This is a genomic window from Avibacterium sp. 20-129 (assembly GCF_026226845.1).
Lineage (GTDB): Bacteria > Pseudomonadota > Gammaproteobacteria > Enterobacterales > Pasteurellaceae > Avibacterium.
Window position 1 is genome coordinate 1,229,060 of the sequence record NZ_JAKKOE010000001.1, and the last position, 25,803, is coordinate 1,254,862.

General features: G+C 41.0%; 23 protein-coding genes and 1 tRNA gene. 8 read left to right on the forward strand and 16 right to left on the reverse strand.

Annotated elements, in window-relative coordinates; translation table 11 throughout:
• Positions 1-18: 18 nt before the first annotated feature.
• From L5B90_RS05875 to hemC, 4 genes are read right to left on the reverse strand one after another with little or no spacing between them, the layout of a single operon-like run.
• Positions 19-1,311, reverse strand: a complete 1,293-nt coding sequence (locus L5B90_RS05875; protein ID WP_265762385.1) for a heme biosynthesis protein HemY — start codon at positions 1,309-1,311, stop codon at positions 19-21.
• An 11-nt stretch (positions 1,312-1,322) separates the two neighbouring features.
• The gene (locus tag L5B90_RS05880; RefSeq protein ID WP_265762386.1) at positions 1,323-2,855 is read right to left on the reverse strand and encodes a uroporphyrinogen-III C-methyltransferase; all 1,533 of its coding nucleotides are present in this window, start codon (positions 2,853-2,855) and stop codon (positions 1,323-1,325) included.
• Positions 2,856-2,874: 19 nt separating this feature from the next.
• Positions 2,875-3,627, reverse strand: coding sequence for a uroporphyrinogen-III synthase (locus tag L5B90_RS05885; RefSeq protein ID WP_265762387.1), 753 nt, complete (start codon positions 3,625-3,627; stop codon positions 2,875-2,877).
• A 32-nt stretch (positions 3,628-3,659) separates the two neighbouring features.
• Positions 3,660-4,586: a hydroxymethylbilane synthase gene (gene hemC / locus L5B90_RS05890; RefSeq protein ID WP_265762556.1), complete on the reverse strand. Its 927-nt coding sequence runs from the start codon at positions 4,584-4,586 to the stop codon at positions 3,660-3,662.
• Between the two features lie 183 nt (positions 4,587-4,769).
• Here hemC and L5B90_RS05895 point away from each other — a divergent pair, with 183 nt between their 5' ends.
• Both L5B90_RS05895 and narL read left to right on the forward strand, forming a co-directional pair.
• Positions 4,770-7,262, forward strand: coding sequence for a class I adenylate cyclase (locus L5B90_RS05895; RefSeq protein WP_265762388.1), 2,493 nt, complete (start codon positions 4,770-4,772; stop codon positions 7,260-7,262).
• Between the two features lie 13 nt (positions 7,263-7,275).
• Entirely contained in the window at positions 7,276-7,905 is a 630-nt protein-coding gene (gene narL, locus L5B90_RS05900; RefSeq protein WP_250351088.1) for a two-component system response regulator NarL, read from the forward strand.
• A 175-nt stretch (positions 7,906-8,080) separates the two neighbouring features.
• On the opposite strand, the gene cpxA is transcribed toward narL, so the two are convergent.
• The 4 genes from cpxA to yejK form a co-directional block, all read right to left on the reverse strand.
• The gene (cpxA, locus tag L5B90_RS05905) at positions 8,081-9,466 is read right to left on the reverse strand and encodes an envelope stress sensor histidine kinase CpxA (protein ID WP_250363949.1); all 1,386 of its coding nucleotides are present in this window, start codon (positions 9,464-9,466) and stop codon (positions 8,081-8,083) included.
• A gap of 11 nt (positions 9,467-9,477) precedes the next feature.
• Entirely contained in the window at positions 9,478-10,179 is a 702-nt protein-coding gene (gene cpxR / locus L5B90_RS05910) for an envelope stress response regulator transcription factor CpxR (RefSeq protein ID WP_265762389.1), read from the reverse strand.
• Between the two features lie 46 nt (positions 10,180-10,225).
• Positions 10,226-10,639, reverse strand: a complete 414-nt coding sequence (gene bamE / locus L5B90_RS05915) for an outer membrane protein assembly factor BamE (protein WP_265762390.1) — start codon at positions 10,637-10,639, stop codon at positions 10,226-10,228.
• A gap of 63 nt (positions 10,640-10,702) precedes the next feature.
• Positions 10,703-11,719, reverse strand: coding sequence for a nucleoid-associated protein YejK (gene yejK / locus L5B90_RS05920; RefSeq protein ID WP_250363946.1), 1,017 nt, complete (start codon positions 11,717-11,719; stop codon positions 10,703-10,705).
• A gap of 118 nt (positions 11,720-11,837) precedes the next feature.
• On the opposite strand from yejK, the gene L5B90_RS05925 reads away from it, so the two are divergent.
• The 3 genes from L5B90_RS05925 to L5B90_RS05935 all read left to right on the forward strand — a co-directional run bounded on the left by L5B90_RS05925 (position 11,838) and on the right by L5B90_RS05935 (position 15,105).
• Positions 11,838-12,059, forward strand: coding sequence for a YejL family protein (locus L5B90_RS05925; protein ID WP_265762391.1), 222 nt, complete (start codon positions 11,838-11,840; stop codon positions 12,057-12,059).
• 4 nt (positions 12,060-12,063) lie between these two features.
• Positions 12,064-13,809 (forward strand): DUF3413 domain-containing protein, encoded by a 1,746-nt coding sequence (locus tag L5B90_RS05930; RefSeq protein WP_265762392.1) that lies wholly within the window; start codon positions 12,064-12,066, stop codon positions 13,807-13,809.
• 303 nt (positions 13,810-14,112) lie between these two features.
• Entirely contained in the window at positions 14,113-15,105 is a 993-nt protein-coding gene (locus L5B90_RS05935; RefSeq protein WP_250351095.1) for an amidohydrolase family protein, read from the forward strand.
• A 532-nt stretch (positions 15,106-15,637) separates the two neighbouring features.
• Here the strand turns inward: L5B90_RS05935 and dusC are convergent.
• The 4 genes from dusC to rph form a co-directional block, all read right to left on the reverse strand.
• A complete protein-coding gene (gene dusC, locus L5B90_RS05940; RefSeq protein WP_250363943.1) occupies positions 15,638-16,576 on the reverse strand; it encodes a tRNA dihydrouridine(16) synthase DusC in 939 nt (312 codons plus the stop codon).
• Positions 16,577-16,687: 111 nt separating this feature from the next.
• On the reverse strand, positions 16,688-17,560 hold the full coding sequence (gene djlA / locus L5B90_RS05945; protein ID WP_250351428.1) for a co-chaperone DjlA: 873 nt from the start codon (positions 17,558-17,560) through the stop codon (positions 16,688-16,690).
• Between the two features lie 48 nt (positions 17,561-17,608).
• Positions 17,609-18,250 (reverse strand): orotate phosphoribosyltransferase, encoded by a 642-nt coding sequence (gene pyrE / locus L5B90_RS05950; RefSeq protein ID WP_250363942.1) that lies wholly within the window; start codon positions 18,248-18,250, stop codon positions 17,609-17,611.
• Positions 18,251-18,279: 29 nt separating this feature from the next.
• Positions 18,280-18,999 (reverse strand): ribonuclease PH, encoded by a 720-nt coding sequence (rph, locus tag L5B90_RS05955; protein WP_250351426.1) that lies wholly within the window; start codon positions 18,997-18,999, stop codon positions 18,280-18,282.
• A gap of 113 nt (positions 19,000-19,112) precedes the next feature.
• Between rph and L5B90_RS05960 the strand changes: the two genes are divergently transcribed.
• Together L5B90_RS05960 and ygfZ are read left to right on the forward strand one after the other, a co-directional pair.
• Positions 19,113-19,976, forward strand: coding sequence for a YicC/YloC family endoribonuclease (locus L5B90_RS05960; RefSeq protein ID WP_250363941.1), 864 nt, complete (start codon positions 19,113-19,115; stop codon positions 19,974-19,976).
• Entirely contained in the window at positions 19,976-20,821 is an 846-nt protein-coding gene (gene ygfZ, locus L5B90_RS05965) for a CAF17-like 4Fe-4S cluster assembly/insertion protein YgfZ (RefSeq protein ID WP_265762557.1), read from the forward strand. The genes L5B90_RS05960 and ygfZ overlap by 1 nt, the downstream gene beginning before the upstream one ends.
• A gap of 26 nt (positions 20,822-20,847) precedes the next feature.
• Here ygfZ and pgeF read toward each other — a convergent pair whose 3' ends face one another.
• Together pgeF and rluD are read right to left on the reverse strand one after the other, a co-directional pair.
• Positions 20,848-21,582 (reverse strand): peptidoglycan editing factor PgeF, encoded by a 735-nt coding sequence (gene pgeF, locus L5B90_RS05970; protein ID WP_265762393.1) that lies wholly within the window; start codon positions 21,580-21,582, stop codon positions 20,848-20,850.
• Between the two features lies 1 nt (position 21,583).
• Positions 21,584-22,558 (reverse strand): 23S rRNA pseudouridine(1911/1915/1917) synthase RluD, encoded by a 975-nt coding sequence (gene rluD, locus L5B90_RS05975; protein WP_265762394.1) that lies wholly within the window; start codon positions 22,556-22,558, stop codon positions 21,584-21,586.
• A 99-nt stretch (positions 22,559-22,657) separates the two neighbouring features.
• On the opposite strand from rluD, the gene L5B90_RS05980 reads away from it, so the two are divergent.
• The gene (locus tag L5B90_RS05980; protein ID WP_250351422.1) at positions 22,658-23,446 is read left to right on the forward strand and encodes an outer membrane protein assembly factor BamD; all 789 of its coding nucleotides are present in this window, start codon (positions 22,658-22,660) and stop codon (positions 23,444-23,446) included.
• A gap of 234 nt (positions 23,447-23,680) precedes the next feature.
• On the opposite strand, the gene L5B90_RS05985 is transcribed toward L5B90_RS05980, so the two are convergent.
• Both L5B90_RS05985 and rpoD read right to left on the reverse strand, forming a co-directional pair.
• Positions 23,681-23,757 (reverse strand) — tRNA-Ile (locus L5B90_RS05985).
• 122 nt (positions 23,758-23,879) lie between these two features.
• Complete coding sequence (rpoD, locus tag L5B90_RS05990; protein ID WP_250364526.1) at positions 23,880-25,751, reverse strand: RNA polymerase sigma factor RpoD; 1,872 nt, start codon at positions 25,749-25,751, stop codon at positions 23,880-23,882.
• Between the last annotated feature and the right edge of the window lie 52 nt (positions 25,752-25,803).

Genomic DNA, 25,803 nt, shown 5'->3' on the forward strand with positions numbered 1-25,803 from the left:
CAGGGCATTCTGCTTAGCTTAAAGGTTTTTTGTTTCTGCCGTTTCAACAAGTGCGGTAGGATTTTCTGGCGTTTTTTCATTTTCTTCAGAGGCTAAGTTTTGCACCGACATTGCGGATTTCAAACTTTCTTGCTGAAGTTGTTTAGCCAGTTCATTTTCACCGTTTTGCTCAAAGGCATAGGTTGCCATTGTAATATCATTCGGCTGAAGCTGGGTTTTATCTGCGATCACTTTCTTAAATGCTTCGCTTGCCTTAGCAAAATCGCCATTACGCACATATAAGTAACCTAAGGCACGGTTTGTGCAACAACAAGATTGCTCCTTACTTTGTTTTGCCCGTTTTTCCATAATTTTCAGCAATTTGCTGTTATCTACGGGTTGAACACGGGTAATTTGCGAGCAAAGTTGTTGTGCCAGTGGGTTGTTGTCATCCACTTTTTTCAAGGCTTCTAAGATCAATTTATAGGCGGTTTCGTGATCATCACTATCAATCAAGCGACGAATAAGCCCAATTTTGACATACAGATCATTTTGTCGTTTACGTGGTTGATCGTCCCACCATTTAAGCAAGCCATCGACGCCTTCTTCATTCATTTTTTCGTCAAGTAAGCCATCTTCTACGCGATGTTGCAAGGTCGTAAATTCTTTATCTGAATAGATCCCTGAATTTTCCACTTGATCCAGAATTTTATCTAACGCTTCAAAAGCGTGCGATTTTAAGTAGATCTCAACTGCCAGTTTTAACACTTCTTTATTGCGGTGGGTCATTACTAACAAGCTATCAATGGCACTGCGTGCGGCAGGCAATTTATTTTGCTGTAACAAAATTCGCGTACGCGCAATCTCAACAAGTAGGTTATCTGTGCCAGCCAATTCAGTGGCTTTAATTAAGTAACGATTGGCGCTAAATTCATCGCCACGCTGTTGTGCTGCTTCTGCTGCTTTAATAAAGTTTAGGATTGGCTCATCAGAATGTTTGGCATTTTTACCAATTAATTTTTCAGCTTTAGAATATTGCCCTTCGTCCATTAACATTAACCCTTCAAGCGTTTGTTTTTGTGCTTTAAGGCGTTTACGACGAGAGAACCAGCCATAAGTGCTGTTACTTAAACGACAGAATTTTGTGATGATCCACTCAATACCATATACCACCGCCATTGCAATCACGAAGAAAATCACAAGGGTGGTGATTGACATTTCAATGCTGTATGTGCTGGTTTCAATTAACACATAGCCTTGTTTGCCCGATAGATAAGGGCCTGCGATTAAGCCGGCAAGTAACACCAGCATTAAAAATAGGGTTCTAAACATTGCTATTTCCTCTACTGTTGTTGTGCTTGGTTTTGCTCAGATTTGTCTGCATTTTCCACCGCACTTTGGTTTTCCACGGCAGTTTGGTTTTCACTCGGCTTTTCACTTTGATTTTCATCGCTTTGCGTCGCATTGCTTTCTGCATTCACCGCTGAAACCTGTTGTGCTGGCGCGGCATTTTCTGTTGTGTTGCTACCTTGCGCGCTTTCCCCTTTGGCATCCTGCGCATTTTCTTTCGCCACCTCTTTATCTACGGAAAGCTCAATTTTTTGCACCTCTTGCGAAGGCTTATTAAGCAATTTATCTAATAAATTTAAACTAGTTAACTGCGTTGGCACATCAACATAAATAGACTGTTCCGCCAACTCATCCACTTCTTTAAGAAAATTTTGTACCACTTCAGTATTGGTATCAAAATAACTTCTTACCCAAGAGGCCACGGTTTCTAGAGATTGTTTATATAAATCATTTTGCTGACGTGGTACTGCCATAATCGCTAACTGTAAACGCAAACGGATATTTTCACGCAGGTAAATATCTTGATTAGGTGCTAACAATGCTTTGTTATCCGCATTTTTTGGCGTAATACGAATAAAATGATTTAAAAAAGAAGTGGCACTTTTTTCTGCATTTTCTTTCCAATCGTCCCAAGAGCCACTCAATTTATCATTATTTTCATTGGGTTCATCGAAATTCACATTGAGTACACTCAGTTCATCAACATTATTCGCAAGCTGAGACAGGTGTTGCATAATGGCATTTTGATCAATGTTATTGACTGAAAGCAACTGTTTTAAATCGCTATTAATTGCACTACGAACATTGATCACGCGTGGGTCAGAGACTTTACTTAAGGTTTCATCCGCCACTTTTAATAAAGAAATTGCGGTATCCACATCATTATCTAATACCAATTTGCGTAATGCGTTGTTTAATAAGAAATCAGCTTCGGACAGCAACCAATCATTTGGCTGCGCCGCTTTTTGCGCATTACTTAATGTGTTTACTTGATTTTGTAAGGCGGAGATTTGCTGTTCCTTAATTTCTACCATTTTTTCTAATGCGATTAATTTTTCATTGGTAGATTGGCTTGTTTGTGCAAGCTGAGCGATTTTGCTTTGATCTTGTTTTAATACACTTAAGTCAGCGTCAGTGAAAGTTTGGCTATGGGTTGAGAGTGGTTTTTGCGCTTCCAACGCCGTTAATCTTGCTTGCACACTGGTTAGATGTTGCTCTGCAAAATAATAACCCGCGCCCCCTAAACCCAATGCAACTAATAACGCTAAAATCGCCACACCTGTACCGCCTTTTTTAACAATTACGGTTTCTGGCTTAGCAGGTTCATTGTCCTTTGTAACTTTTTCTGGTGATGGTTGCATAGGTTCTTCCTTTGTTGGTTCAGGGGGGGCTTGCTCGTTTTTCACCACTTCATTTTCTTGTTCAGAATTTTCAATTTGAAGGGAATTTTCCACAGGTTCGACAGATTGTGCTGCGTTGTCCACAGCAGGGGTTTTATCTGTTTTTTTTGCGTGATGTTTAGCCATAATTTATTCCTTATGATTATTAAAACTCGTTAAATTGCAATAAAGTATCGCACAAGGTTGCATTATCTGCTCGTGGTGAAAGACTCACCTTTTCCCAGCCCATTTCAAAGGCAACGCGTTGAATTCGTTCACTTACCGTTATTAAGTGGCAAGACTTTAGCCAATTATGTTCATTTTTGGGGACAAAATCTAGCAATAAACGCAAAATTTCTTTGCTGGTCGCAATGATTGTTGTAATGCCAGCTCGCTTAAACATACTGGTTTGTTCAGCAGAATCATACTCCAACGGCTCACGACGATAACATTCTAAGGTTTGAATTGTCGCACCGCGTAAAGTCGCTTGTTCAGCAAACAATGCTCGTCCACCATTACCTCGTAAAATCAAAATGGTTTTATCTTGCACGTTTTTCATTGCTGATAAAGAAAGCAGACCTTCACTTGTTTCTTGCTGAAAAGGATAATGAATACACTGTTCTGTTTGACTACAAAATGCCTGTGCGGTTCGCTGTCCAACGGTAAAATACTGTAAATCTGCCCGCCATTGAAAGCCGGCTTGTTTAAGGCTTTCAGCGCTATAAGTTACCGCATTTTGCGATACCACGAAAACATAATCCCCCGCATTGAGTTGATTGAGCTGAGAGGGCAAATCATTAAGCTCACGTCCGGCTTGAATAGAAAAGAGCGGAAAATGAATGGCTGCGATGCCTGCCTTTGCCAGCATTTCCACCAGTTGTTTGCCCTTTTCATCAGGGCGCGTAACCAACACTGCCATTGGGTTTTCCTTATCGTTGTAAAGGTGAATAATTACACACCAAGGGCTTGTAAAATGTTATCTGCCCCTTGTTTTAATAAGCTTTCTGCGACTTGAATACCTAATTCTTGCGCATTTTCCACCGCACTTTTACTTTCTGCACGGATAATTTCACTGCCATCTGTTTTCCCCACTAACGCTCTAAGATACAGCTGATTATCAGAAATCACCGCATACCCCCCGATTGGCACTTGACAGCCACCTTGTAGGTGATTATTCATCGCACGCTCAGCTAACACACAGGCAGTGGTTTCTGGATCGGCAAGTGGTGCTAACAGGGTTTGCACTTCTACATCATCAACACGGCATTCAATGCCAACTGCCCCTTGCCCTGCTGCGGGTAAGGAAATTTCCGTATCAATGAAAGAGGCAATGCGCTCTGCCATTCCTAAACGAATTAATCCCGCTGAAGCAAGAATAATCGCATCATAATCACCATTGTCTAATTTACTTAATCGTGTCCCCACATTTCCTCGTAAAGATTGAATGGTCAAATCAGGCCGTAACGCATTAAGCTGACATTGACGGCGTAAACTTGATGTCCCCACCACAGCACCCACAGGTAATTCTTCTAAAGTGCGGTAAGAATTTGACACAAAGGCATCACGGGGATCTTCACGTTGGCAAATAACACTTAACCCTAAGCCTTGTGGGAATTGCATTGGCACATCTTTCATTGAATGCACGGCAATATCGGCTTCGCCCTTTAATAGGGCATTTTCTAATTCTTTGACGAATAAGCCTTTTCCGCCAATTTTCGCCAGTGGCGTATCTAAAATTACATCGCCTTTAGTTACCATTGGCACAAGCTCAACACAAAGTTCTGGATATAATTGCGTTAAACGATCTTTAATATAATTCGCTTGCCATAATGCTAAAGGACTACGGCGGGTTGCGATTTTGATTAGTTTTTTTGTCATCATTATGCAAAAAATAAGCGTAGAAACATTAGGGCTTATCCTATCATTGTTGCCTCAAAATGTCAGTTTTCATTTAATTTTTTTGCTTTCCGATAAGGCAAATGATAGAGTAATGCTTCAATTTCTTTGTATGAAATTCGAGGAAATTGTTCATTTATCACTCCCTCTTTCCTAGGATATAAATTGAATTACGATATTAATAGTGCGAAACAACAAGTGGAATATCTCGACAAATTACGTTTTGAACGCGCCATTTCAGGCAGTTCAGCTCAATTTAGTCAAGTTTTTCAAACGATTACCTTGTTATTGCACCTCAATCATCACACGCTGCCGGGCTATATCAAAAATGCCCCAGCAGGGATTGTTGATTTTGTTTTATCGGATTATCAACAAGCCTATCTTTCCGCGCATTTTGAGTTAAGTGAGCAAGAAATCGAAAATTCGCCATTTTCTCACCGCACTTTCTTTCCCGTGCTTGGCGTGTATGTAATGGGCAGCATCGCTTCAATTAGCCAAACATCGGCTTCAGACTTGGATATTTGGGTTTGTCACCACCCGCAAATTAGCCCAGAAGATCGCCATTTATTAAGCCAAAAAATGGACGCGTTACAGCAATGGGCATTAACCTTAGGGGTGGAAATTAACTTATATTTAATGGATCAAAACCGCTTCCGCTGTTTTCGTTACGCGGATCCGTTAACGGCAGAAAATTGTGGTTCGGCACAATATATGCTATTGCTAGATGAATTTTACCGCTCCGCCATTCGCCTTGCCGGGAAACCCTTATTATGGCTACATCTGCCCGTAGAAAATGAAAAAGACTATGAACAAGAAGTGGCACGTTTAATCAAAGAAAAACGTATCGATCCTAATGATTGGGTGGATTTTGGTGGCTTAGGGGCATTTTCTGCCAATGAATATTTTGGTGCGAGTTTGTGGCAACTCTACAAAGGGATTGATTCACCTTACAAATCCGTGTTAAAAATTTTGTTGCTGGAAACTTATTCCGCGGATTACCCAGACACTTACCTGATCGCCCAAGAATTTAAAGCGCGCTTACTGAATGGCGATAAAAAACATCACTTTGATCCTTATCTTACAATGCTTGAGCGAGTAACCAATTATTTAATCGGACTCAACGATTTACGTCGCTTAGAATTTGTTCGCCGTTGCTTTTATATTAAAGCCAATGAATACAGCCATAATGTTCCCAAACACAGTTGGCGTTTAGCCCAATTACAGAACCTAGCCAAAACGTGGGGCTGGTCAAAAGAATTGGTACAAGAGCTAAATCAGCGCGCCTGTTGGAAAATAAAACGCGTAAAAGAAAGCCATAATAACTTAATTAAGTTCTTAATGTTTAGTTATCGGCATTTAGTACAATTTGCCCGCAAATATAAGGTAAATTCCAGCATAATGCCGCAAGATATTAGCATTTTAACTCGTAAACTTTATACGGCATTTGAAGAATTACCGGGTAAAATCACCTTACTCAATGCAATGATTTCTTCTGATTTATCGGAAAAAAACATTACCTTTATTGAAGTCAAAAACAACCGTCATTTCAAAGCAGGTTGGTACTTGGTAAACCAAACGCCTGATGTCCAAGGATTTGAACAACCACGCTACATAGAATATAGCGAAAATCTCAATAAATTGGTTTCTTGGGCATATTTCAACCGTTTACTGACCCCAAAAACAGAATTACACATCTTTAGCCCAAATGTAACGCTTGCAAAATTAAGGCAATTCGTTACCGATTTACGTTTATCTCTGCCCACAGTGGTGGCCGCGGCAAGTAATGAGGAATTAAATCATAACTGCGAAATAAAAAGCTTGGTCGTTTCCATTAACCTCACCAAAGACCCAACGGCACATTTATCTGAGGCAAAAACCACCATCGTCTCCAATGATTTATTTAGTTTTGGGCCTGATGAAGAAAGCCTAGTAGGAAGTATTGATTTAACTTATCGCAATTTATGGAATGAAATTCGTACCCTGCATTTTGAAGGGCCAAATGCCATTTTATTGGCATTAAAAGTGCTTTCTAACAAAATTTATCGTGGTTCCGCCTCGCCACAAAGCGTAAATGTATTCTGTTATAGCAAATATTATCAAAAAACCTTACGAAATATTGTTACCGCATTAATCAACAAATGTATCAATATCCAAGTAGGCGTCAGTGATGTGCCACAAAATAATTTATTGCGTGTTGCAGGAAAAAACTGGCAATTTTTCTTTGAAGAACGCGGCATTAGCTTGCAAGAAATCCACACCCCACCTTTGATTAGTAACGAGGATTTCAATGTAGAGGTACAAGAAGTCATCGACAATAAAGAGGAAAACCACAAGCACAAAACATACCCCTATGAAATTGACGCCTTTGCCAGCGAAGGTTTTTTACAATTTTTCTTTGAAAATAACTTGGATAAGACATTTAATGTCTATATTTTAGACGAAGCTAACCGAATTGAGATTTATCGTAACTGTGAAGGTGAAAAAGAACAGAAAATTCATGAGATAAATCATATTTATCAATCGGCAGGCTTGGAGGGAAATAATAATCCGTATAAAATTGTGCAACGAAATTTTAACTATCCACAATTTTATCAATTATTACCAAGCGAAAGTGGCGTCAAGATTGTCCCATTTTATAGTCGTTTGGTGTCATCATAACTAGGGGAAACTTATGTTGGATACAATGAAAGTGCTGCTGATTGACGATCACCCACTGATGCGTCGTGGCATAAAACAATTATTGGAATTAGATGAAACATTTGAAATCGTTGGGGATGCCGGTAGTGGTGCAGAAGGAATTAACCTTGCCTTACAAACCTCACCAGATTTAATTGTGCTTGATTTGAATATGAAAGGGCTATCAGGGTTAGACACGCTCAAGGCATTACGTGAAGAAAATGTCGATGCTCGCATTGTTATTCTTACCGTTTCCGATGCCAAAAATGATGTTTTCACGCTGATTGATGCGGGTGCAGACGGCTATTTATTAAAAGATACCGAACCCGATCTGTTACTTGGGCAAATTAAACGTATAGCTCAAGGAGAAGTGATTTTAAGCGATTCAATTAAAGATTTACTACTAGAGCAACGCCCCGAACAAGATCCGATTTACACCCTTACGGATCGAGAAATGGATGTGCTACGCCTGATTGCAACGGGCTTATCCAATAAACAGATTGCCGCACAACTCTTTATTTCAGAAGAAACCGTAAAAGTGCATATCCGCAACTTATTACGCAAACTCAATGTTCACTCTCGTGTGGCAGCCACTGTGCTGTATTTTCAGCATAAAGGGGCATAAAATCACGCAACAAAGAGCGGTAAAAGATCCGCTCTCTTTCTTCAATACTTTACAAAAAAGTACCGCACTTACTTTTCTTACGATAAATCAAAATTATGCAAACTAATTAGTGCGGTTGAAAATTTTAGAATTTTTATTTCTGAAATTTATGGCATACAAAAGTGCTAAAGAACATTTATTGAGAAATCCATAACGGCAGTTTGATCACAACACGCAAGCCGCCAAGGTGGCTTGGTTCCGCCCATACTTTTCCTTGATGTTCACGGATAACATTAGCGACAATCGCAAGCCCCAGCCCTGTTCCCCCGGTTTCGCGGGTTCTGGCTTCATCAATGCGATAAAATGGCTTGAAAATATTTTCATATTCATTGGCTGGAATACCCGCGCCGTTATCATCAATGGCAATCACCATTGCATTCTCTTCAATAAAGATTGTTGCTTCAATTTTAGCGTGCGTATATTTCAACGCATTGCGTAAGATATTTTCAATGGCACTGCAAATTAACCCTTTATTTCCATTGAGGTAATATTGGCTCGGTTTATGAATCAGTTGTTTGACTTTGAAGGATAATTTTTTCTGTTCCGCTTCAAAACGGCTATCTTTAATAATATCGTGCCAAATTTCAGTGATGGGGAAAATTTCTCGTAGAATATGGCTATTTAGCTGCTGACGTGAAAGTAACAGCAGATCATTAATCATTTCATCAAGGCGTACCGCTTCTTTTTCGATGCGGGCAATTTCTGCGCTGCTATTGATTCGGCGACGTAATAAGGCTAGCGCCAGTTGCAAGCGGGTAAGCGGTGTTCTTAGTTCGTGTGAAATAGAGGAAAGTAGGGTTTGCTGATTAGAAAGTTGATCGTCTAAGGCTATCGTCATTCGATTGAAACTTTGTCCGACTTGACGTAACTCAATAGTGCCTTGCGTTTCAAGGGATTTATCCACTTTAAAATTGCCTAAAGCAACGGCATTTGCCGCTTGCTGTAAATGTCTCAACGGTCGCCCAATACTTCGTGAAAGCCACCAAAGTAACGGGGTGGAAATTAACATAATAAATAAAATGAGGATATAAGGGCGGTCAAAAATATAAGACAGAACTTCTTTTTGCGGATTAACACGGCTGACAAAATAGAGGGTGTAAGGCACATCATTGTCTAAATTGAGGTGTACGGTAAAAGGCCCGGCAATCTGAATGTCATAAAAGTTTTTTTTCAGCGGTTTTAATGTGCTTACGGTGTGGTACATAAATTGCTGAATAGAGGCAATTTCTTCCTTTCTTGCGCCAAGAATATTGCCATTTTTATCTGCCAAAACAGGATGAATGTCGTCAAATTTGTCCATAGGGATAACTGGCACGCCAGAAATAATATGCGCCAGTTGTTTATTCCGAATGGCGGTGGCGATTTCACCGTAATAACCCGAAACTTCTTCATTGCCAAGTTCCGTGTAAATACGCGCATCAAAATAAGGCAGTAAAAAAATCAATGCGAGGAGAAGCGCAAAGGCAAGCCAGAATAAGGCAAAAATTCGCATTGATAAGGTATTGAGAAACGTTAATTTCATTTTGCTTGAGGTTATTTCGAGGCAACAAGAAGATAGCCTTTGCCGCGCAAGGTTTTAAACCAAGGCGAATCGTCATTTCGTGGTGGGAGTTTTTTCCTTAGATTTGACATATGCATATCAATAGCACGATCAAACGGTGTCAGCGGTTTACCTAGGATTTCCATACTCAAATGCTCACGAGAAAGAATTTGCCCCGGATTTGCGATAAGGGTTTGTAATAAAGCAAATTCTGTGCCGGTAAGTTCGAGATTTTTATCCTCATAAAGCACTTGCTGACGTCCGGGATAAAGCGTGAGACCACAAAATTCAATTTGTTGATTTTCTTCTGGTTTGCTTTCATTCACGGAATTTACCAGTTCAGTACGGCGTAAAATGGCTTTAATTCTTGCCACTAATTCACGATCATTGAATGGCTTTGGTAAATAATCATCTGCACCTAACTCTAAGCCGATAACGCGATCAATTTCATCGCCTCGTGCTGTGAGCATCATTACGGGGGTAGTGAAATGCTGCCTAATTTGTTTTAGGGTTTCAATGCCGTTTAACACGGGCATCATTATATCCAATAAAACAAGGTGATAGCTGTTATCCAATTTGTCTAAGGCTTCTTTACCATTGTTTGCGGTATCTACTTCAAAGCCTTCTAGCTGAAGTAATTCCGCCAGAAGTTCCACAAGTTCAATATCATCGTCCACTAATAATAATTTAGCCATTGCGTTTGGTCCTTATAATGAAGTGCGGTGTTATTTTGCCGAGTTTTTATTTCCAGAACTGCCACCAGTGTTTGTTTTGGCTTTCTGGCGCGTCAATCACCACGTTATTGATTTCTTTTTCTCCCGCTGTTGGCAACGGTTTGTCTAAATCAAGGTGAGTGACCACATCTTGTTTATCAAAGTTTACGATAAAGGTATGTTGTTCCGGTGCTTGGTAAGCCTTTTGGATAAGGAAAACATAATACCAAGTATTATTGCTAAATGGATCGATTAACACTGGCGTCCCTAATAAGTATTGTACTTGTTGCTTATTCATTCCCACTTTGACTTGATCTACCGTGGCCGCCTCAAGGTAATTTCCTTGTGGCACATCAATACGATAGACCACTTTGCTTACGGTGGAACAGGCCGTTACGCTGAATGCTAACATTGCCGCGGTAATAAGAGTTTTTAACTGCATATTGGTTACCTTTTATTCTTTAATGATTGGGGGATAATACCTAAACTTCGTCCTATTGCCAAATTAATTCGCGCCTTTTAGCCAACGTTGTAGTTGATCACGCAAATTCGGTGGCAGCCCTTTAATGGTGAGCGTATCACCCATTTCATCCCAGATGACACGTTGGTTAATCAACTCTGCGTCAAAGCTAATGGTTACCCCTTTGCCTGAGCCAGAAAACTTGGTTAAGCCTTTCAAGGCAGAACGGACTGGGGGAATATGTTCCTCCAAGCCATAATCTTGCGTTTGCGTAAAATCCACAAAAGACTGTTCATTTAGAGTAGGCAGACTGTCGGAAAGTTCCCGCAATTCAATTTCTTCGCCCGCACTCATTTGCCCTTTGCAATACTCAAATACTTGCTTTTTCACTGCTTGGGATTGCTCATTATTTAACTCACCTTGCTCGCAATAATCGTTCACTGCTTGTAATAAACATTGATTTTGCAGTTGTGGATTTAGCCCTTCTTCTGCCTGTAAGAAATCCATAAAAAAGTCGGCAATTTTACGCCCGACTTTGCCTTTAATAAAGGTGAGATAGCGATTAGAACTGGCATCAATATGCAAATCCGTCAGGTTAATGCGTGCGGCAATATCAAATTGAGTAAGATCCAAATATTGCGTACGATGAATTTCTAGGTTTTCGTCCACCAACATACTGGCGCGGCTGTCTAGCAAGGCGATAAACAAATAATCCGTCGCTAAAAAATTGTATTGGCACAACACGAATGTGCCACTATCTGCAAAGTTATATTTCCCTAATTCCTGTGCAAGCTTTTGCGCAGATTGGTGACTAAAAGGCAGAAAATCTAAGTCATTTTCAAGAAAACGATTAAGATTTTGGGCAAATTCTGAGGCTTCTTCAAATACACCATAGGCTTTTGCTTTATTTTGATAACCTTGATGCAAATGCAGCATCATTTGTTCTACTTCAGGGCTAATTGGCAACCGTTCATTACGCAGTTGCACATCAAGTTGAATGGCATCTTCTTGTTGGTGTTTTACCAATTGGTGCAACACAATTTGCTTAACCGTAATACTCATTTTTTAATCCATATTTATAAAAATAAATTTGTACGATATTATAACCGCACTTTCGGCGAAAATATGCTAGCATACGCAAAATTATTCTCAGCCTTCAAATTTAACAACAATATTCATTATGGCGAAACAATCAAAATTCCAAGATAAACACGTTGATACCTTATTAAATGAACTGATTGCCGTGTTTGAAAAACATCAAACGCCAGTAGATTTATCCTTGGTTGTACTGGGTAATATGGTGACCAATGTACTTACCCATAATATGGGGCAACAGCAACGTATCGCGCTAGCGCAGGCCTTTTCTGATGCGTTAATGCGTTCTATCAAAGAGCAAAAATAATACGATGTTTGGCATTAAAACAAGCAAACAATATCGTGAAAACACCTCGCGAAAAATCGCTTGGGGGCATTGGTTTGCTTTTTTTAATATCCTTTGGGCAATTGTGATTGGCGCACGTTATGCCTTTTTGATCGATTGGCCAGACACGCTTTTTGGCAAACTGTATTTTTTCATCAGTTTATTAGGGCATTTTAGTTTTATTGTGTTTGCCTTGTATTTGCTGATTATTTTTCCGCTCAGTTTTATGGTAAAAAACAACCGCACTTTCCGTGGGCTAAGTGTGATTCTCACCACCATTGGGGCAACCCTATTATTAGTGGATACAGAAGTTTTTGCGCGCTTTAATTTTCACCTTTCTTCACTCGTGTGGAATTTATTGGTAAACCCAGACAATGGTGAGCTTTCTCGCAACTGGCAACTGTTCTTCGTGCCGATGCCAATTATCTTATTGATTCAAATGCTGTTTTCTCGCTGGTCTTGGGAAAAATTGCGTAGCCTTGAACGGCAAAAATGGCTTAAAGGTGTGGGGGTATTCTTTGTTTGTACCTTTATTGCCACCCACTTAATTTATGCTTGGGCAGATGCGTTTATCTATCGTCCGATCACGATGCAAAAATCTAATTTTCCGCTTTCTTACCCGATGACTGCACGCTCTTTCTTAGAAAAGCACGGTTTCTTAGATAAAAATCAATATAGTCAAACCTTAGAACAAGAGGGGCGACCTGAAGCCTTAAAGATCGATTATCCTAAATCGCCATTGCGCTTTACCCCAGTTAATCCAAGCAATATTCTGATCATTACCGTATCTGGACTACGTTATGATGCAATTAGTGCTGAAAAAATGCCACAGCTGAGCGCCTTTGCTGAGCAAGCAACGCAATATCTCAATCATTACAGCACGGGCAATAACAATAACACCGCCTTAACGGGCTTGTTCTACGGATTGACGGCGAATTATACCGATAGCTTATTAAGCAACAAAACGCCATCCGTGCTAATTAGCACGCTCAAGCAAGAAAAATTTGCTTATCAACTGGGATTATTTTCCAGCGATGGCTTTCACGCCAGTTTGTTAAGCCAGAATTTGTTTAATCAACAAAAATTAGATCACAACGTCCATAGCAACCGAACAAGCGTGCAACAATGGCATAATTGGTATGCAAAACACAATACAGAAAAACCTTATTTCAGCTATTTGAGCCTGACCATTCCGCAAGGGTTAAATGAGACAGCCTATGCGCTTCAACTGAATGAATTAGATGGCTTGCTAGATGGCGTATTACGCGAAGTCAATCGCCACGACACCCTTATTTTAATTACCGCTGAAGAAGGCTATCATTTCACCCCATTAAGTGAAAAGCAGCAAAGTCATTATTTCGCACCAGAAGAAATTCACGTCCCGCTGATTATTGCGTGGCAAGGGTTAGAACAAGGGCAGGTAAAAAAACTCACTAGCCACACAGATATTTTGCCTACATTAATGACACATTTATTTGGCGTGCAAAATCCTGCCTCTGATTATGCACAGGGAATGGATTTGTTTAACCCCGCATTACGCCGCAGTTGGGTACAGGCAGGAAATTATCGTTGGAATGTGATTGTTACCGCTGATGGCACACAATATCATCTTGATCGTCGTGGAAACTACCAAGAATACGACCGTACTTACCAAAAAACCACCTCACGCACGCCACCGCTTGGTTTGTTCTTAGAGGTATTTAATCAAGATAATGCTTTTTTTGAAAAATAAAAGGAAGAAAAATTAAGCAACCAATAGTTAAAACCAATTATATTTTTACTATTGAAGCGCTTATACTATCGCCCCAGTAAAGGCATTTCGCCTTTTTTATTATTCAAATTCATCTGGACAAAATAGAATGTTATTAAGTAAAAATCTGCGAATTTTTCATAACATTACACCACACACCACAAATCAAGAGGCTCACCACTTGAGCGCAAAGCAATTTTCTCTTAATAACACGATCCCACTGTATTGGGATTTTTTCATCTCTAGCCTATTGTCCGCCTCGCTTTCATTATTACGGAGAAAATTATGCGTAATCACGTTCGTAGCTTTAAAACCTATATTCGAGACGAAATTATCAAAAAAGGCGGCTGGGTCAATTCACACGCTCACGCTGACCGCGCGTTCACAATGACGCCAGAAAAAATCGGTATTTACCATAGCAGTAATTTGCAACAAAAATGGGATTTAGTGGACGAAGTAAAACGCACCTCCACCGTAGATGACTATTACGCCCGCTTTTGCCAAGCCATTGAATTAATGATCTCGCAAGGGGTAACCGCGTTTGGTACCTTTGTAGATATTGATCCCATTTGTGAAGATCGTGCCATCATCGCCGCGCATAAAGCGCGTGATGTGTATAAACACGACATCACTTTAAAATTCGCTAATCAAACCCTAAAAGGCGTGATCGAACCCACCGCAAAAAAATGGTTTGATATTGGTGCAGAAATGGTCGATATGATTGGTGGCTTGCCTTATCGCGATGAACTGGATTACGGACGCGGTCTTGAGGCGATGGATATTTTGCTTGATAAAGCCAAATCACTCGGCATTATGTGCCACGTCCACGTTGATCAATTTAACACCCCGAAAGAAAAAGAAACAGAGCAACTCTGTGATAAAACAATTGAACACGGTATGGAAGGGCGCGTGGTTGCCATTCACGGTATTTCCATTGGCGCACATTCACGTGAATATCGCTACAAACTTTACGAGAAAATGCGCCAAGCCCAAATGATGATGATCGCCTGTCCAATGGCGTGGATTGACAGTAATCGTAAAGAAGATTTAATGCCCTTCCACAATGCCCTCACCCCCGTTGATGAGATGATCCCAGAAAACATCACCGTTGCCATTGGTACAGATAACATTTGCGATTATATGGTGCCACTATGTGAGGGCGATATGTGGCAGGAACTTAGCCTACTTGCCGCAGGTTGCCGTTTCCCTGATTTAGAGGCGATGGTAAACATTGCCAGTATCAATGGACGAAAAGTGTTGGGCTTAGATGCGGCTTAGACGTGACTTAGGCGTTTAACCTTCACGGATAAAAATCCTCCTTGCCTAGGAGGATTTTTGCTTTATTAGCCTTGCCTATTTTTAATAGTGCGGTGGGACTTTCAAGCATTTTTACCCCGCAACGTAAATTTTTCTAGGGTGTATCCCAGAATAATGGGGTTAAAATAGACAAAATTGCCTACAATATAAGGAAAATTACTTGACAATAAGTAAAATATTCCTAAACCATTTAACCAAGTTTTGCCAGATTTTAGGATTGTTAGACTATGAAGTCGTTAGCGTACCAAATAGTGATATCCCCAAATATCGTAAGTGATTGACACAATAAAAACCTTATTCAATGACAAAGACACCGCGCCAATTTTAGAATGCACTTCTAATGATATGATCGTTTAAAATGAAAATAAGACAATACGACAACAACCGTGGTGTACAGGTAGCACATAAGAGAGCCGGTAACGCCGTATTATTTTTTATTTGAAATGACGATAAATGGGATGATGTTGGTGATGTAACGCAAAGTACAAACGACTTACTTTATTTGATCTAACCTTTCGCGTAATGCTTCTGCCGTTTGACAGGTTTTAATATACTCAAACAGCACACTGGCTTGCGGGTAAGATTTTTTCAGATATTGTAACCATTGCTTGGTGCGGGCAATATGATAAAAGCCGGTATCTTGTAGGTTTTCAATATGAGCATAATGGTGTAGCAAAGGCATAACACCTGTTTCCCAATCTAATTTAGCGTGATTAAACTTCACCACTCGGCTTAAATTTGGAATGGTTAATGCGCCACGTCCTATCATCACATCTTGGCAACCTGTTATAGCAAGGCAATCTTGTGCATCTTGCCAGTCCCAAATTTCACCATTTGCGATCACTGGAATGGTTAAACGCTGGCGAATTTCAGCAATTTTCTGCCAGTTGATTTTTTCTGCACGGTAACCATCGGTTTTGGTGCGTCCGTGAATGGTGATTTCTGTGCCACCGCCTTGTTGTACCGCATCAGCAATGTCAAAGGCGTGCGCATCGCTATCCCACCCCAAGCGTACTTTAACGCTCACCACTTGTTCTTTCGGTAATGCTTCGCGTAAGGCTTTAGTGGCTTGGTAAATCAATTCAGGTTGTTTCAGCAATGCTGCTCCGCCGTGGCTACCATTAACGGTTTTAGAAGGGCAACCACAGTTAAAATCAATGCCGTGCGATCCTAATTCTGTTGCCAATATGGCATTTTCTGCGAGCCATTGAGGATGTTGTCCGAGTAATTGCACTCGGACAGGTGTCCCCGCTGAGGTGCGCCCACCTTGCTTTAATTCTGGGCAGAGGCGATAGAATGTTTTTTCAGGTAAACGTTGATCCACCACACGCACAAATTCTGATACGCAGAGATCATAGTCATTAATTTCAGTCAGAAGTTGCCGCACAAGCGGATCAAGCACGCCCTGCATTGGTGCTAAAAAAACTCGCATTTTTACTCGTTATTAGGCTATTAGTTTGATGAAAAATAAAAAAATGCTGAATTTTTCACCGCACTTTGTTTCTTCAGCACAATAGTAAAAAATTCAGCAATTAAGAAAGGCTTATTTCCAGCCCTTCGCCTTACAAATCAGATCATAAGCGGCTTGAATTTGTTGGGTTTTCTCTTTCGCCATTTCAAGCATTTCTTCTGGTAACCCTTTGGCGACTAATTTATCGGGATGATTTTCATTCATTAAACGGCGGTAAGCACGTTTGACTGTGGAACGATCATCACTTTCACTTACGCCAAGCACATTATAAGCATCTTGCAAGGTTGGGCCAGAGCGTTGTCCTTGATAGCCATAACTGCCCTGTTGATACCCCTCTTGCTGAGAGTCTCCCTGTTGTGAGCCGTTATATTCATAATAAAATCCACCACGGCTAAATTGGCGCGCGGCAATTTCTGCCATTAAAATTTGTTGGAATTGGAAACTGGATAAGCCCAATTCTTCTGCCACCACTTGGAGAACGTCTTTTTCATTTTCGTGTAAGTGATCATCGGCAAATGCGGCTTGTAATTGAATGCGTAAAAACATTCTTAATAAATCATTACGCTGTCCACAAGCGGTGCAAAATTCACGAATGACTTGGCGTAATGGGAAATTAGGATCTTTACCCCGATTAAAGGCGTCTTGCGCTAACTTACGCCCTTTATCATCTAAATTCATTTGATTCATTAGATTGTTCGCAAGGGCGATATCATCTTGCGTAACCCGTCCTTTGGATTTAGATAAATGCCCAAGCACGGCAAATGTGGTCTGCATAAACAAGGATTGGCGGGTTTCTTTGCGTTTAAAAAAACTCGAATTGACACTACCCAGTTCGTATAATTTTTTATCGGCTAAATGTCCTAAATAAGCACCACAAAGCCCACCAAAAAAGCCGCCAAAACGGTAGCCAATAAAAAAACCTAATAACTTTCCAATAAAACTCATTCTGTTCTCCAATTTGAATAATAAAGTGCGGTGCTTTTTTAGCGAGATTTACACACCATATTGTTCACGATACGCACGCATTGCGGGCAAATATTGTTGATAATCTGCCTCTTGCTCAATAAATTGCATTAAATCGTCAAAATCAATAATCGACAGCACGTTGCATTGATAATCTCGTTCCACTTCCTGAATCGCAGAAAGTTCGCCTTTACCACGTTCTTTACGGTTTAAGGCAATCACCACCGCACTTAATTTTGCTTGATTTTGTCTAATGAGATCCATCGCCTCACGAATTGCTGTGCCAGCGGTGATGACATCGTCCACTAATAGCACATTACCGCGCAATGGGCTACCAATTAAATTGCCCCCTTCGCCGTGATCTTTCGCTTCTTTACGATTAAAACACACGGGCTTATCAATGCCATATTGCTTAAACAATGCCACAGACAGGGTTGTGCCAATTGGAATGCCTTTGTAAGCGGGGCCAAAAATCACATCATAGGCTAAGCCACTGGCTTCAATCGCAGCGGCATAAAACTCCCCTAACCGTGCTAAATCTGCCCCTGTATGAAATAACCCTGCATTGAAGAAATAAGGGCTAATACGCCCAGATTTCAAGGTAAACTCGCCAAATTTTAGCACATTACGACTTAGCGCGAATTTGATAAAGTCAATTTTATAGCCTTGCATTTGCACTCCCTTATGATTAAGGCGATGAATTAAGAATGTTGTAATGCCTCGCGTTGGGCGTTGAAAATCACTTCACAGCCTTGTTTAGCAAGATCTAATAGGGTTAATAATTCTTGGTGAGAAAAGGGTTCTCCCTCTGCGGTGCCTTGCACTTCGATCATTCTCCCATCGTCAGTCATCACCACATTCATATCGGTTTCTGCGTTACTGTCTTCCACATATTCCAAATCGCACACTGCTTCACCTTCCACAATCCCAACCGAGATAGCGGCGACAAGGCCTTTAATCGGGTTGGTTTTCAATACGCCTTTTTCCAGTAAACCATTGATGGCATCAATTAAAGCAACGCAAGCCCCTGTAATCGACGCCGTACGCGTACCGCCATCAGCTTGAATCACATCACAATCAAGTGTGATTGAACGCTCACCAAGCGCATTGAGATCCACCATTGCACGCAAAGAACGGGCAATTAAACGCTGAATTTCCATCGTGCGTCCGCCTTGTTTGCCTTTTGCTGCCTCACGTTGCATACGACTATGCGTGGAGCGCGGCAACATACCATATTCTGCGGTAACCCAACCTTGATTCTGCCCTTTTAAAAAACGAGGAACAGAATCTTCCACAGTTGCGGTGCAAAGCACTTTGGTTTCCCCAAATTCTACCAGCACAGAACCTTCAGCATATTTCGTGAAATGACGGGTGATTTTAATTGGACGTGGTTGATTTAATGGGCGATCATTCGGACGCATTGGAAATTCCTTACTCATTCATAAAATGGCGCTCATTCTAACACGCAAACTGACAGATGAGAAATTTAACGGTAGAATAGACGGCAATTTTTAGCGCACATTAAGGATTTATTATGATTTATAGTATGACGGCTTTCGCCCGTTATGAGATCAAGCAAGATTGGGGCAGTGCAGTTTGGGAAATTCGTTCCGTTAATCAGCGTTATTTGGAAACCTTCTTCCGCTTACCAGAACCATTTCGTGGCTTAGAAAACACCTTGCGAGAAAAATTACGCCAGCGTTTAACCCGCGGTAAGGTGGAGTGTAGCCTGCGTTTTGAAAGCACGCCACAAGCCAATGCTAGCCTTAATTTAAACCAACCATTCGCATTGCAAGTGATTGAATCGTTACAATGGATTAAGCAACAAGCCGGTGAGGGGGAAATCAATCTCACCGATGTTTTACGCTATCCCGGTGTCGTGGAAACCCCAGAGCAAGATTTGGATCGCATTGGCCAAGCGTTGCTCGCAGGGTTTGATCTCGCCTTAGAAGAATTTATTGCGATGCGAGGACGTGAAGGGGCGAAATTAAATGAATTAATTCAACAACGTTTAACCGCAATCGCGAGTGAAAGCGATAAAGTGCGGTCAAAAATGCCGGCGATTTTACAATGGCAACGTGAGCGTCTGCAGCAGCGTTTTGAGGAATTACAATTACAAGCCGATCCGCAACGCCTAGAACAAGAAATGGTGTTGTTAGCACAACGTATTGATGTGGCAGAAGAGTTAGATCGTTTACAGCTACACGTGAAAGAAACGCAGCGTATTTTACAAAAAGGCGGGGCGGTAGGACGTAAGCTCGATTTTATGATGCAAGAACTCAATCGTGAAAGTAACACGCTCGCTTCAAAATCCATCAACGCCGAAATCACCAATTCAGCGGTGGAATTAAAAGTGCTTATTGAGCAAATGCGTGAACAAATTCAGAATTTGGAATAATTATGGCAATCATCAATCTTTTACAATATCGTGTTATTTCCGTACAAGGCTTGGAAGCAGAAAAATTTCTGCAAGGTCAGCTCACTTGCGATGTAAACGGACTGGCTAATGGACAATCCACGCTGACTGCGCATTGTGATCCTAAAGGCAAAATGAGCAGTATTTTTCGTCTGTTGCGCGAAAATGCCGAACAGTTTTACCTGATTGTTCGCCACAGCTTATTACCTTCCGCATTGGATAATCTGAAAAAATATGCGGTCTTTTCCAAAGTGGTATTTAGTGAACAAGATTGGCAAATTATTGGTGTGCTGGATAAAGCAAAGTGCGGTGCAATTTCTGCGGATTTTTGCGTGGAAATAGGGCAATCTGAACGAGCCATATTATTAAATAAGCACGTACAACAGATTGATTTTACTGGTTCAATAGCCCAATGGGAGCTGGCTGAAATGCAAGCAGGCTACCCTATTTTATCGCCTGAAAGCCAAAATGAATTTATTCCACAAGCGTTAAATTTACAATGTATTGAGCAAGCGATTTCGTTCCAAAAAGGTTGTTATATCGGGCAAGAAACCGTGGCACGAGCGAAATATCGTGGCATTAACAAACGTGCAATGTTCCTATTGAACACACAAACTGATGATCCCGTTCAGCTTGGCTCAGAAATTGAAATGGAATTGGAAAATGGCTGGCGTAAAACGGGCGTTATTCTCAGCGCAGTGCATTTTGAGGGCATTTTATGGTTGCAGGTGGTAATGAATAATCAGTTTGAAGCAAGCACGAAATTTCGCCTTTCAGGTTCAGAAACCCGATTAAATCTCGTTGAATTACCTTATCGTCTATCATAAAAAATTGGGCATTACGCCCAATTTATCTATTCAAACCAAATTAATGACGCCATTCGCCCTGTTTGTTGATCTCGGCGGTAAGAGAAAAAGTTGTCTTTTTCAAGATAAGTGCAATGTTCGCCCCCACTAATCTGCGAAATGCCTAATTTGTTAAGGCGTAAGCGCGCGATCTGATAAAGATCGGCAAGGTATTTGCCCTGCTCGCGGGGATCAGACACAAAGGCTTGCGCCGCATTGGGATCTTGTGCGATAAATTGTTGTCGCACTTCTTCACCCACTTGGAAAGATTGAGGCCCTATTGCTGGCCCTAACCAAGCGATAATTTCTTGTGGTTGAGCTTGGAATTGTTGTACCGTTTGCTCTAACACGCCATTACATAAACCCCGCCAGCCAGCGTGCGCCGCCGCGACTTCATTACCTTGTTGATTCGTAAACAAGACAGGCAGGCAATCTGCGGTCATTACAAGGCAAACTTGGTTCGGTTGATTAGTGTAAACCGCATCAGCATCTAAATTATTGCCCTCGTAAGGTAAGCGAATCACCCTAGTGCTGTGAGTTTGATTTAGGAAAAGTGGAAACTGTGGTAAATGAAAACGTTCCACTAATAAAGTGCGGTTATTTTTTACCGCACTTTTATCATCACCGACGTGATCGCCGAGATTAAAACTATCATAAGGTGCCTGGCTCACCCCGCCTTGGCGTAAGGTGGTCAATGCGTAGATATTTGCTGATGTTTGCCAATTAGGGATAAGTGCGTCCATTTTAGTAATCCAATTCTTCTTTATGAATAAGGTAATCTGTTTTTAACGCATTCACTAAGCCAACAAAATCTTCTGGCAATGGGGCATACCATTCCATTATTTCCCCCGTAATCGGATGGGCTAAACGTAACATTATGGCGTGTAAGGCTTGACGTTTAAAATCACGCAAGGTTGCTAAGAATTCTTCACTGGCATTTTTAGGCGGACGTGGACGTCCACCATAGGTTTGATCGCCTAGTAATGGGTGGGCGATATGCGCCATATGCACACGAATTTGGTGTGTTCGTCCTGTTTCAAGGCGTAAACGCAAGCGTGTGTAATTGCGGAAACGTTCCATAATGCGATAGTGCGTTACCGCAGGCTTGCCTATTGGGTGAACCGCCATATGAGTACGCTTGGTCGGGTGGCGCGCCATCGGTTCATCGACTGTCCCCCCTTGGGTCATCACCCCATAAGCAATGGCTTCATATTCACGGGTAATTTTGCGTTTTTGTAGATCACGCACCAATTTGGTTTGAGCTGGAATGGTTTTCGCCACCACCATTAGCCCCGTTGTATCTTTATCTAAACGATGAACGATCCCCGCGCGCGGTACTTCTGCAATGGCAGGATAATGATAAAGTAACGCATTTAAAACCGTTCCGTTAGAATTGCCCGCGCCGGGGTGTACAACCAAATCTTTCGGTTTATTAATGACCAAAATATCATCATCTTCATACACTATATTTAACGGAATAGCTTCTGGCTCAAAGCGAGTTTCATCTTCGACTTCTACGGTAATAGAAATGTGTTCGCCACCATACACTTTACTGCGTGGCACATTGACCACTTCGTCATTTACTTTCACCAGATCGCTTTCGATCCAAGTTTTTAACCGTGAACGAGAATAGTCAGGGAACATTTCCGCTAAACTTTGGTCTAAACGTTGTCCCATTTGATTTGGCTGAACGTCTGCTTCTAAAGTAATGTGTGCCATAAATAAAAATCCGTGAATAATTTGCTTATTTAGCAAGGTGCTATAAAATACGGATTATTGTAACTTATTTATTATTGCTCGTAAAAAAAGGATTCATCAATGCGTAAATTAACGTCTTTTACATTCGTTGCATTAACGGCACTTGCCGTAAGTGCTTGTTCTAATTCATCAAAAGAAATAGAGCAAGGCACTGAACAAGAACTTTATGCGAAAGGGCAAACCTATTTGCAAGACGGGGACTATTCCCAAGCGGTACGCTATTTAGAAGCAGTCAAAAACCGTTTCCCTGCGGCAAATTACAGTGAGCAAACACAGTTAGATTTAATTTATGCTTATTATAAATCGCAAGATTACACCAAAACCTTGGTCGCAGCAGAACGTTTTTTACAGCAATATCCAAATAGCCCAAATGTAGATTATGTGATCTATATGGCAGGGCTAACCAATTTTGCTTCAGGCGAAAACTTCTTCCAAGATTTCTTTGGGGTTGATCGTGCTACCCGTGAAAATACCGCAATGAAAGCGGCATTTGCAAACTTCCAAACCCTTGTGGATCATTTCCCGAATAGCACTTATGCACAAGATGCCTTAGCAAGAATGGCTTATATTAAAGCTGCCTTAGCTCGCCACGAACTTGCCATTGCTAAATTCTATATGAAACGCAATGCCTATGTTGCCGTTGCTAACCGCGTAGTCGGAATGTTACAACAATACCCTGACACCCAAGCCACCCTTGAGGCATTGCCATTAATGAAGGAAGCCTATGAAAAAATGAACCTTCCTGATTTGGCAAAACAAACGGAAACCTTGATTCAAGCAAATAAAGATAAAAAATTCAGTGATGTCGAAAAACCAAAAGACGTTGAATTAAATAAGCCAAAAGCTTAACCAATGCGCAAGAGAAAATGATGAGAAAACCTCTATATTGAAGATAGAGGTTTTTTATTACTTAATTTTTAAGTGCGGTAAGTTATTAGAAAATTTCCAAAAATTTGACCGCACTTAGATTTTTTCGTCTGAGTGTAAAGTGTATGATAAATAATTTATTGGCAAATCTGAGAAATCAATATAAAGAATTATGAAGTAATTTGAAGCAGAGTGAACGATGCTGAATGATTGAAGTGGTGCCCCCAACAGGACTTGAACCTGTGACCAATCGATTATGAGTCGACTGCTCTAACCGACTGAGCTATGGGGGCGGTGAGAGTTTGCTGATTATAATGAAATCTCCTAGTAAAGTCTATCATTCACCAATTATGCGGTTTAAATTTGAACAAAAAAGCCTGATAATACATCAGGCTTTACTAAAGATAAATTCTCCTTACTCATCCAAGAAACTACGCAAAGTTTCTGAACGGCTTGGATGACGTAGTTTGCGTAACGCTTTCGCCTCAATTTGACGGATACGTTCACGGGTTACATCAAATTGTTTTCCCACTTCCTCTAAGGTGTGATCCGTGTTCATATCAATACCAAAACGCATTCTTAGCACTTTCGCTTCTCTCGGTGTTAAACCTTCTAACACTTCGTGCGTAGCGGCTTTAAGGCTTTGTGCCGTTGCGGAATCAAGTGGCAATTCTAAGGTGCTGTCTTCAATAAAATCACCTAAGTGTGAATCATCGTCATCACCAATTGGGGTTTCCATTGAGATCGGTTCTTTGGCGATTTTTAGCACTTTGCGAATTTTATCTTCTGGCATTCCCATTCTTTCTGCCAATTCTTCTGGTGAAGCCTCACGCCCCATTTCTTGCAACATTTGACGCGAAATACGGTTCAATTTATTGATTGTTTCGATCATATGAACTGGGATACGAATGGTTCTTGCTTGATCTGCGATTGAACGTGTAATTGCCTGACGAATCCACCAAGTTGCATAAGTTGAGAATTTATAGCCACGGCGATACTCAAATTTATCCACCGCTTTCATCAAACCTATATTTCCCTCTTGAATCAGATCCAAGAATTGTAAACCACGGTTGGTGTATTTTTTCGCAATAGAAATGACCAAACGTAAGTTGGCCTCAACCATTTCTTTTTTCGCTCGGCGTGCTTTTAATTCACCTTGAGAAACCGCATCGCAAATATCACGAATTTGGCTGATCGTTAAGCCTGTATCTTGTTCAATCTGTCCTAACTGGGCAATTGCCTGACGGATAGGTTCTTCATACTGCGCTAATTTTTCAGACCAATTTTTCCCAGCGTTAAGGGCTTTTTCTAGCCACGCATCTTGGGTTTCGTGTCCAATAAATTCTTTTTGAAATGTGCCTTTTGGCATTTTCGCGTTATCCACCGCCATTTTTTGAATATGACGTTCCTGCTGACGCACGCGTTTCATCATATTACGCATAGATAACACTAACGTATCAAATTGTTTTGGCACTAAACGGAATTGCGTAAAGATCTCTGCCAAAATTTGAATTTGATCTCTTGCTTGTTTTTTATGGCGACCGTGTTTTGCAATCGTTTCTAAGGTTTTTTTGTGCTGAGCCTGTAATTCTGCAAATTTTTCACGCGCCACTTCTGGGTCAATACTGTTATCAGAATCACTGTCATCGGAAGAATTACTTTCATCACTTTCTTCCTCTTCGTTTTCATCATCTTCAATTGATTCTGTTGAAACGCTTTCCTCATCTTCTTCGTCAGAAAGCATTTCGTGTTCATCTGATACAGCTTCTTCCACGACGGCATTTGGATCAACAAAACCTGTGATGAGATCAGCTAAACGCATTCCCCCCTCTTCCACCAAAGCGTATTGATGTAAAAGATCGCTCAAGGCTTCGGGATAAGCAGCTACGGCAGTTTGTACTTCATTGATCCCTTCTTCAATACGTTTCGCGATGTCAATTTCGCCTTCGCGGGTTAAAAGCTCCACGCTCCCCATTTCGCGCATATACATACGTACGGGATCAGTGGTTCGCCCTAATTCCGCTTCCACGCTAGATAATACTTGGGTGGCTTCTTCTACCGCATCTTCATCAGTGATATTTTCATTTAACATCAAATCATCGGCATCTGGTGCAGTTTCTAGCACTTGAATACCCATATCGTTAATCATTTGAATGATGTCTTCAATTTGATCTGCATCTACAAGCTCTTCTGGCAAATGGTCGTTTACTTCAGCATAAGTAAGATAACCCTGCTCTTTCCCTTGTGCGATTAACAGTTTCAATTGAGATTGTGGATTTTGTTCCATATCCATATTATATATCCGCCTCGATGTGTAATTATGGGAGATAAAATGCTTT